This window comes from Streptomyces murinus (assembly GCF_002154555.1).
Lineage (GTDB): Bacteria > Actinomycetota > Actinomycetes > Streptomycetales > Streptomycetaceae > Streptomyces > Streptomyces murinus.
The window spans coordinates 1-7,425 of record NZ_MUNF01000591.1 but is presented as its reverse complement, the minus strand read 5'-3'; the positions used below and the strand labels follow the sequence as shown (position 1 = coordinate 7,425).

Genomic DNA, 7,425 nt, shown 5'->3' with positions numbered 1-7,425 from the left:
TCACCCTCGGCGGGGAGACCGTGGTGGACCTGTGGGGCGGCTGGGCGGACGCCGCCCGCACCCGGTCCTGGGAGCGGGACACCCTGGTGAACGTGTGGTCGACCACCAAGGGCCCGGTGGCGCTGTGCGCGCATCTGCTGGCCGACCGGGGGCTGCTCGACCTGGACGCGCCGGTGGCCCGGTACTGGCCCGAGTTCGCGGCGGCCGGCAAGGAGAGGGTGCTGGTACGGCATCTGCTGTCGCACCGCGCCGGGCTGTGCGGACTGCGCGAGCCGCACAGCCTCCGGGACCTGTACGACTGGGAGTTGACCACCGCCCGGCTCGCGGCCACGGAGCCCTGGTGGGAGCCGGGCACCCGGTCCGGGTACCACGCGGTGACGTACGGCTTCCTGGTCGGCGAAGTCGTACGGCGGATCACCGGGCTGAAGCCGGGGGCCTTCCTGGAGCGGGAGGTGACCGGGCCGCTCGGCATCGACTTCAGCGTGGGCCTGCCGGTCGAGGAGTACGGTCGGGCCGCCGAGCTGACGCACACCCCGGCCGCCTCGGACGACGAACGCTCACCCACCTTCCGCCACTTGACCCGGCTGACGCTCGCGGCGATGGCCAACCCGGCGATCGGCACGGCCCACGCGAACACACCCGCGTGGCGGGCGGCGGAGGTCCCGGCGGGCAACGGGCACGGCACCGCGCGGGCGGTCGCGGCGCTCTACGGCGTCTTCGCCGGACGCGGCTCCTTCGGCGGTCGGCGGATCCTCTCGCCCGAGGCGGCGGAGCGGGTGCGCGAGGGGCAGGGCAGCTGTGTCGACCTGGTCCTCGGGGCGGGCCTGGGCGGCGAGAGCGAGGCGGGGCTCGGGCTGTGGCTCAGCGGGCCGCAGGGCGCGTACGGGCCCAATCCGCGGGCGTTCGGGCATGACGGGTTCGGCGGTTCGTGCGGGCTCGCCGATCCGGAGGCGGGGGTGTCGCTGGGCTACGTCATGAACCGGATGGGTCCGCGCATCATGGACGACCCCCGGAAGATGGCCCTGATCGACGCCCTGTACGGCGCCCTGTGATCGGCGAACCGGGCTCAGCCGCCTTGCTCAGCGGCGGACTTGGTGGCCACCACCAGCCGGGCACGGGGGCTCCCGTCGTCGCGCCGCCCGAACTCGGGCAGGGCGCGCAGCTGGGTCGTGAACCCGGCGCGTGCCAACTCCGCGAGCACCGTGCCCAGTCGGAACGTCCGGTAGTACATGACGAACGGCGGCCGCCACAGGGCGTTGCGCACCCGCATCACCGCGTCGAAGCCGAGCAGGGTCCAGAACGCGCGGTGGTTCGCCGGGACGGGGGCGCCCAGCGGGAAGGCGAAGCTGCCGCCGGGCCGCAGCACCGAGTGGACCTGGGCGAACAGTCCGGGCAGCTCGCGGGGCAGGAAGTGGCCGAACGCCCCGAAGCTGACGACGAGATCGAAGGCGGCGGTGAACGGCAGCGCCCGTGCGTCGCCGCGCACCCAGCCGATCGCGGGCCCGTCCTCGGGGCGGACCCGGAGCCGGGCGACGTCCAGCATCCCGGCACTGAAGTCGACGCCCACGGCGCTACGACGGCACAGCCCGGCCAGCACCCGGACACCGGCGCCGGTCCCGCAGCACAGGTCGAGGCCGTCGTCGAACGGTCCCAGCGGGTCGAGCGCCCGCGCCACGGCGTCGAGCACCCGGCCGGGGGTGCAAAAGGGCGTGTGGTCGAACTTCGGCGCGAGCAGGTCGTATCCGTGCTCGACGGAGGACATCGCCTGGACGGCGAGTTCGCGCAGCGAGGGGCCTTCGGGTCCGAACATGTCCGTCAACCCGTCAACTCTCGTACCCATTGATCAGTTTCATCCGCACCGACCCAACCTACAGAGGTGATCCCATGCACGCGTTCCGTTCGGCAGTCGAGGCCGGGGACCTGGACGCCGTGGCGGCGCTGCTGGCCGAGGACGTCGTCTTCACCAGTCCCGTCGTCTTCAAACCGTATACGGGCAAGGCCATCACCGCCGCGATCCTGCGCGCGGTCTCCCAGGTCTTCGAGGACTTCCGCTACGTCCGCGAGTTCGGCGCCCCCGCCTCCCCCGACCACGCGCTGGTCTTCACCGCCCGGGTGGGCGGGCGCGAGCTGACGGGCTGCGACTTCCTGCACGTCAACGAGGAGGGGCTGATCGACGACCTCATGGTCATGGTCCGCCCGCTGTCGGGCGCGCACGCCCTCGCCGAGGCGATGGGAGCACGGTTCGACCAGATCGCCGAGGAGGCGCAGGCGGGTTCCTGACGGCAGGCACGTTCCTGACGCCGGGCGAGGGCGGTCCGCACGGGGCCGCCCCCGCCTTTCCGCCGGGCCTGCGGATCCGTCCCCGGGAATACCCCCGCGCACCGATCTGTTGACGCCACCGAGCGCACCGGTATAGTGCGAACAGCGCATGTGCGTGCCCCTCGTACCGGCACCGATGTCGCCGTCTTCTCTCCAGCCCCTCGGCCGAGCCGTTCGCGCGGCCCCGGGCTTCTTCTTCGCACCACCTCGTGACCAGGGCTTTCGCCGTCGTGTCCGGGGTGTGGTTCCCGCCGCCCGGAGGCAGGTCGTATCCGCCTCCCGCTCGCGGCCGTTCCCCCCTTCCCACGCGCTTCTCCCCACTTTCTTCGTCCGCGAAAGGACACCCCTCCATGACCACCACACTCGAACACCCTCCGGTCGAGCTCCGGGCCCCGGCCACTCGGCTCGTCACCGGCGTACTCGACATCGACACACACGGGAAGGGGCATCTGCGGGCCGCCGATCTCCTTCCCACCCCCGCCGACCCACAAGTACCGGCCGCGCTGATCCGCAGGTACGGACTGCGCAAGGGCGACCTGGTCGAGGGCGTCCGGGGCGCGCAGCGCGCGCTGACCGAGGTCGCCCGGGTCGAGGGCCGCGCGCCCGGCGACCTCGCCGCCCGCCGGAACTTCCGCGACCTCACCCCGCTGCACCCGCGCCGCCGACTGCGCCTGGAACACCCGGACGCCGGGCTCGCCGGCCGGGTCGCCGATCTGTTCACGCCGGTCGGCAAGGGCCAGCGCGGCCTCCTCGTGGCGCCGCCGAAGAGCGGCAAGACGGTCCTGCTGCGGCAGCTGGCCGCGGCCGTCGCCGGGAACCACCCCGAGTGCCGGCTGATGGTGCTGCTGCTGGACGAGCGCCCCGAGGAGGTCACCGAGATGCGCCGGGCGCTGCACGGCGAGGTGTACGCCTCCACCTTCGACCGCACCGCCAAGGAGCACATCGCCCTCGCCGAACTCGTCGTCGAACGGGCCAAGCGGCTGGTCGAGGCGGGCGAGGACGTCGTCGTGCTGCTGGACTCGCTGACCCGGCTGTGCCGGGCGCACAACAACGCCTCCGGCGCGGGCGGCCGTACCCTCAGCGGCGGTGTCGACGCGGGCGCGCTGATCGGCCCCAAGCGGTTCTTCGGCGCCGCCCGCGAGGCCGAGGAGGGCGGCTCGCTCACCATTCTGGCCACCGCCCTGGTGGACACGGGCTCCCGTGCCGACGGCTACTTCTTCGAGGAGCTGAAGAGCACGGGCAACATGGAACTGAGGCTCGACCGGGAACTGGCCGGGCGGCGCGTCTTCCCCGCCGTGGACCTCGAAGGCTCCGGCACCCGGCGCGAGGAACTGCTGCTCACCCCGGCCGAGTTGGGCGCCGTCCACGGGCTGCGCCGCGCCCTGCGCTCGCGCGAGGGCGCCCCGGCGGGCCTGGAGACGCTGCTGGAGCGGATGCGGCGCACCCCCGGCAACGCGGCCTTCCTGCGGCAGGTCCTGCCGACCCTGCCCGCGAGCTGACCCGGGTACGGCAACCGGGTTGCTCCGCTGGCATCCGGGTTGCTCCGTTGGGCCGGACGGCGCGGCCGACGCGCGCACACCACTCCCGTTCGTACGTTGATCATATGATCACCAGATTCAGATATCGGGCGGTCGTACCCGCCTGTTCCCTGTGTGTGGCGGGCCTGCTGGCGTGCACCCCGGCCCTGGCCGGCGCCGCCCCGGCCGCGGCGCGGCACCGGAGCGCCGCGCTGCCCCGCAACGGCGAGCCCGCGCCGCCCGCGCCCCGGGCGGCCATCCCGGCGCCGGCCCTGCTCTACCGCTCGGGCACGCAGGTACGCCCGCGCCGGAGCGCCCCCGAGCTGCCGGACGTCTCCGCGCTGTCCTGGCTGGTGGCCGACGCGGGCAGCGGGCAGGTGCTGGCCGCGAGCGAGGCGCACCGGCCGCTGCCGCCGGCCAGCACCCTGAAGACGCTGTTCGCCCTCACCGTGCTGCCGAAGCTGCCCAGCGGGATGCAGCACACCGTGCGCTACCAGGAGTTGGCCGACGTCGCCGAGGGCAGCAGCCTGGTCGGGGTCGAGGAGGGCCACAGCTACCGGGTGGCGGACCTGTGGCGGGGGGTCTTCCTCAGCTCCGGCAACGACGCGGTGCATGTGCTCGCCTCCCTCAACGGCGGCTGGGAGACGACCGCCAAGCGGATGCAGACCAACGCCCGTGCCCTGGGCGCCCTGGACACGCATGTGCTGTCCCCGGACGGTTACGACACCCCGGGTCAGGTGTCCTCCGCCTACGACCTGGCCGTGTTCGGCCGCGAGGGCCTGCGCAACCCCGACTTCGCCACGTACTGCTCCACCGCGCAGGCCGAGTTCCCCGGCGACGGGGCGCCGTTCGCCATCGAGAACACCAACCGGCTGCTCACCGGCGCCGACGGCGTGGCGCCCTACCCGGGCCTGATCGGCGTCAAGAACGGCTACACCACCAACGCGGGCAACACCCTGGTGGCTGCCGCCCGGCGGGGCGGGCGCACCCTGGAGGTGACCGTGATGAACCCGCAGGCGGGCGATGGCTTCGAGGTGTACGAGGAGGCGCGTCAGCTGCTCGACTGGGGCTTCGCGGCGGACGGTCAGGTGGATCCGGTGGGCTCGCTGGACGGGCTGCGGCCCAAGCCCCGGCCGGCCGCTTCGGCCGCGCCGGTGGCGGCGGCCACGTCCGGGGCGCCGGACGACGACGACTGGTCCGGCACCGCCGTCGGGGCGGGACTCGCCGGGCTGGGCGCGGCCGCGATGGCACTGGCGCTGCGGGCCAGGGGCAGGGCCAAGGGCAAGGGCAGGGCGGCGCGCGGCTGACCGATCGGCAGGCCGAGCAGCAGGCCCAGGGTGATCCAGGTGTAGAGGTTGCTGCCGAGGAAGCCGTCGAGGCCGGAGGCGTCGTCGAACCACAGCCAGACCACGCTGGTGCACAGCACCGCGTACAGCGCGCCCGCCAGGCGCCGGTGCCCGGCGCGCAGCAGGACCGCGAAGGAGGGCAGCAGCCACACCAGGTGATGCACCCAGGTGACCGGACTGACCAGGCAGGCCGCCGCCCCGGTGAGGGCGAAGGCCGCGGTCCAGTCACCGGCCAGCGCCGCCCGGCGGCTGCGCCACGCCCAGACGCACAGGGTGCCCAGCACCGCGAGCGCCCACAGCGGGCGGCCGGTCTCGCCGAGCCGGGCCAGCACGCCCTGGAGCGACTGGTTGGAGACGTAGTCCAGCCGGCCCACCCGGCTGGTGTCCCACAGCGCCCGGGTCCAGTAGAACCGGGAGGCGGCCGGGTCCACCAGGGCGGCGAGCGCGGTCACGGCGGCGGCCACGGCGGTCGCCTGCGCGGCGGCCCGGCGGCGTCCGGCGAGCAGCAGCAGCCCGATGAACATGGCCGGCGTCAGCTTGATGGCCGCCGCGAGCCCGATCCCGGCGCCCGCCCAGCGGCCCCGGCCGCTCGACAGCAGCCGGGCGTCGGTGAGGACGAGGGCCAGGAGGACGACATTGACCTGGCCGAAGCTGAAGGTGTCCCGCAGGGGTTCGAACAGCGCGAGCGCGCACAGGGCCAGCGACCAGCGGTACCAGCCGTGGCGTCGCCAGTCGTCACCGGCCAGGACGCGCAGGACCACGCCGAGGGCGGCCGCGTTCACCACCAGGGAGGCGGCGATCGCGGTGGTGCGGCCCAGCAGGGCCAGGGGCAGCATCAGGACCGCGGCGAACGGCGGATAGGTGAAGCCGTACCGCGTGCCCGGCACCCGGTAGTCGTAGATCAGGCCGCCGTGGTGCACCCAGGTGTGCACGGTGCCGTAGTAGACGCGCAGGTCGAAGAAGCCGCGCAGCAGCGGCACGGTCGCGGTGAACGCGGTCACGGCGGCGGCGAGGGCGAGGACCAGCAGCAGCCTGCCCCGCTCGGTGCGCGGGCCCGTCATGCGGCGCGCCCCGGGGCCGGGGACACGGCGGGCGCCTGGGCCGCCTGGTGGGCCTGCCACAGGACGACGACGCCGAGCAGCCCGCCGCAGACGGCGAGCACCAGTTGGCCCGCGTCGGCGGGGCCGCCGCTGGGCAGCACGGCGAGGGCGAGCACTCCGGCGAGGGCGGCGACCCGGTGCCGTACCGAGGTGCTGGGCGCGGCGGCGGCGATCAGGAACAGGCCCCACAGCACGTACCAGGGGCGGATCGCCGGGCCGAACACGGCGACGACGAGCAGGCTCAGGCCGAGCGCGTACACCGGTTTGAGGCGCAGTCGCAGCCATATGACGAGAATGGCGACGGCGGTGGCGGCGAGGCCGAGCAAATGCCAGCCGGGGACCGCCAGCGGGGCCAGGCCGCTGCCGAGCCGGTCGAGCAGGTCGCCGGTGGCCCGGCCGAGCAGGCTGGTCAGCGCCCAGTTCTGCGGGGAGACGGGGGTGCCGAGGGCGCCGATCCAGCCGTAGCCGGTGCCGGCCGTCGCGGTGGCGGCGACCGTGGTCGCGGCGGAGACGGCCGCGGTGGTCAGGGCGGCGGGCAGCGGGCGGCGCCCGGCGCGGGCCTGGAACGCCACCACGGCGAGCAGACCGAGCGCGGCGGGCGCCTTGACCAGGGCGGCGAGGGTGACGAGTACGGCGCCCAGAACAGGTCTGCGGCCCCGGGCGGCGACCAGGCCGAGCCCGAGCAGTCCGAGCATCAGCGCGTCATTGTGGGCGCCCGCGACCAGGTGCAGCAGCACCAGCGGGTTGAGGGCGCCGAGCCAGAGCGCGGCGGCCGGGTCGGCGCCGCTGTGCCGGGCGAGCCGGGGCAGCGCGAACGCCATCAGGGCCACCCCGAGGAGCGCGAGCAGGCGCATGCCGATCAGGCCCGCGGGCAGCTCGCCCCGGGTGAGGCCGGACAGCGCGGAGGCGAGGCCGAGGAAGGCGGGGCCGTACGGCGCTCCGGTGTGCTGCCACATGGGGGCCACCTGGTCGGCGAGCGGACCGCCGAGGGCCGCGGGGCCCTGGGTGTAGACGTCCATGTGCGCGTCGGCCATGGCGCCCTGCGCGAGATAGCTGTAGACGTCCCGGCTGAACAGCGGCGGGGCGAGCACCAACGGGGCGGCCCAGACGGCCAGTACGAGCAGCAGGGCGCGCGGCGCGGGC

General features: G+C 74.6%; 6 protein-coding genes and 1 pseudogene. 4 read left to right on the top strand and 3 right to left on the bottom strand.

The window, feature by feature from the left end:
• Positions 1-1,052 (top strand): serine hydrolase domain-containing protein (locus CCN72_RS30545; RefSeq protein ID WP_086811283.1); only part of this gene is annotated, 1,052 nt, incomplete at its 5' end.
• 14 nt (positions 1,053-1,066) lie between these two features.
• Here the strand turns inward: CCN72_RS30545 and CCN72_RS30540 are convergent.
• The gene (locus CCN72_RS30540; RefSeq protein ID WP_086811285.1) at positions 1,067-1,810 is read right to left on the bottom strand and encodes a class I SAM-dependent methyltransferase; all 744 of its coding nucleotides are present in this window, start codon (positions 1,808-1,810) and stop codon (positions 1,067-1,069) included.
• Between the two features lie 74 nt (positions 1,811-1,884).
• Here CCN72_RS30540 and CCN72_RS30535 point away from each other — a divergent pair, with 74 nt between their 5' ends.
• The 3 genes and pseudogenes from CCN72_RS30535 to CCN72_RS30525 all read left to right on the top strand — a co-directional run.
• Complete coding sequence (locus CCN72_RS30535) at positions 1,885-2,280, top strand: nuclear transport factor 2 family protein (protein WP_086811281.1); 396 nt, start codon at positions 1,885-1,887, stop codon at positions 2,278-2,280.
• 389 nt (positions 2,281-2,669) lie between these two features.
• A complete protein-coding gene (rho, locus tag CCN72_RS30530) occupies positions 2,670-3,818 on the top strand; it encodes a transcription termination factor Rho (protein WP_086811280.1) in 1,149 nt (382 codons plus the stop codon).
• A gap of 104 nt (positions 3,819-3,922) precedes the next feature.
• Positions 3,923-4,789, top strand: a pseudogene (locus tag CCN72_RS30525) (D-alanyl-D-alanine carboxypeptidase family protein); the annotation flags it as partial.
• Positions 4,790-4,920: 131 nt separating this feature from the next.
• On the opposite strand, the gene CCN72_RS40920 reads toward CCN72_RS30525, so the two are convergent.
• The gene (locus tag CCN72_RS40920; RefSeq protein WP_086811278.1) at positions 4,921-6,243 is read right to left on the bottom strand and encodes a glycosyltransferase 87 family protein; all 1,323 of its coding nucleotides are present in this window, start codon (positions 6,241-6,243) and stop codon (positions 4,921-4,923) included.
• Positions 6,240-7,425: polyprenol phosphomannose-dependent alpha 1,6 mannosyltransferase MptB (gene mptB / locus CCN72_RS30515; protein ID WP_107430196.1), on the bottom strand; the 1,186-nt coding region annotated here is incomplete at its 5' end. The genes CCN72_RS40920 and mptB, both read right to left, overlap by 4 nt.

Excerpts from the sequence above, each read along its gene's own strand:
- CCN72_RS30540 (WP_086811285.1), bottom strand. The coding sequence starts at position 1,810 with ATGTTCGGACCCGAAGGCCCCTCGCTGCGCGAACTCGCCGTCCAGGCG.
- CCN72_RS30535 (WP_086811281.1), top strand. The coding sequence starts at position 1,885 with ATGCACGCGTTCCGTTCGGCAGTCGAGGCCGGGGACCTGGACGCCGTG.
- rho (WP_086811280.1), top strand. The coding sequence starts at position 2,670 with ATGACCACCACACTCGAACACCCTCCGGTCGAGCTCCGGGCCCCGGCC.
- CCN72_RS40920 (WP_086811278.1), bottom strand. The coding sequence starts at position 6,243 with ATGACGGGCCCGCGCACCGAGCGGGGCAGGCTGCTGCTGGTCCTCGCC.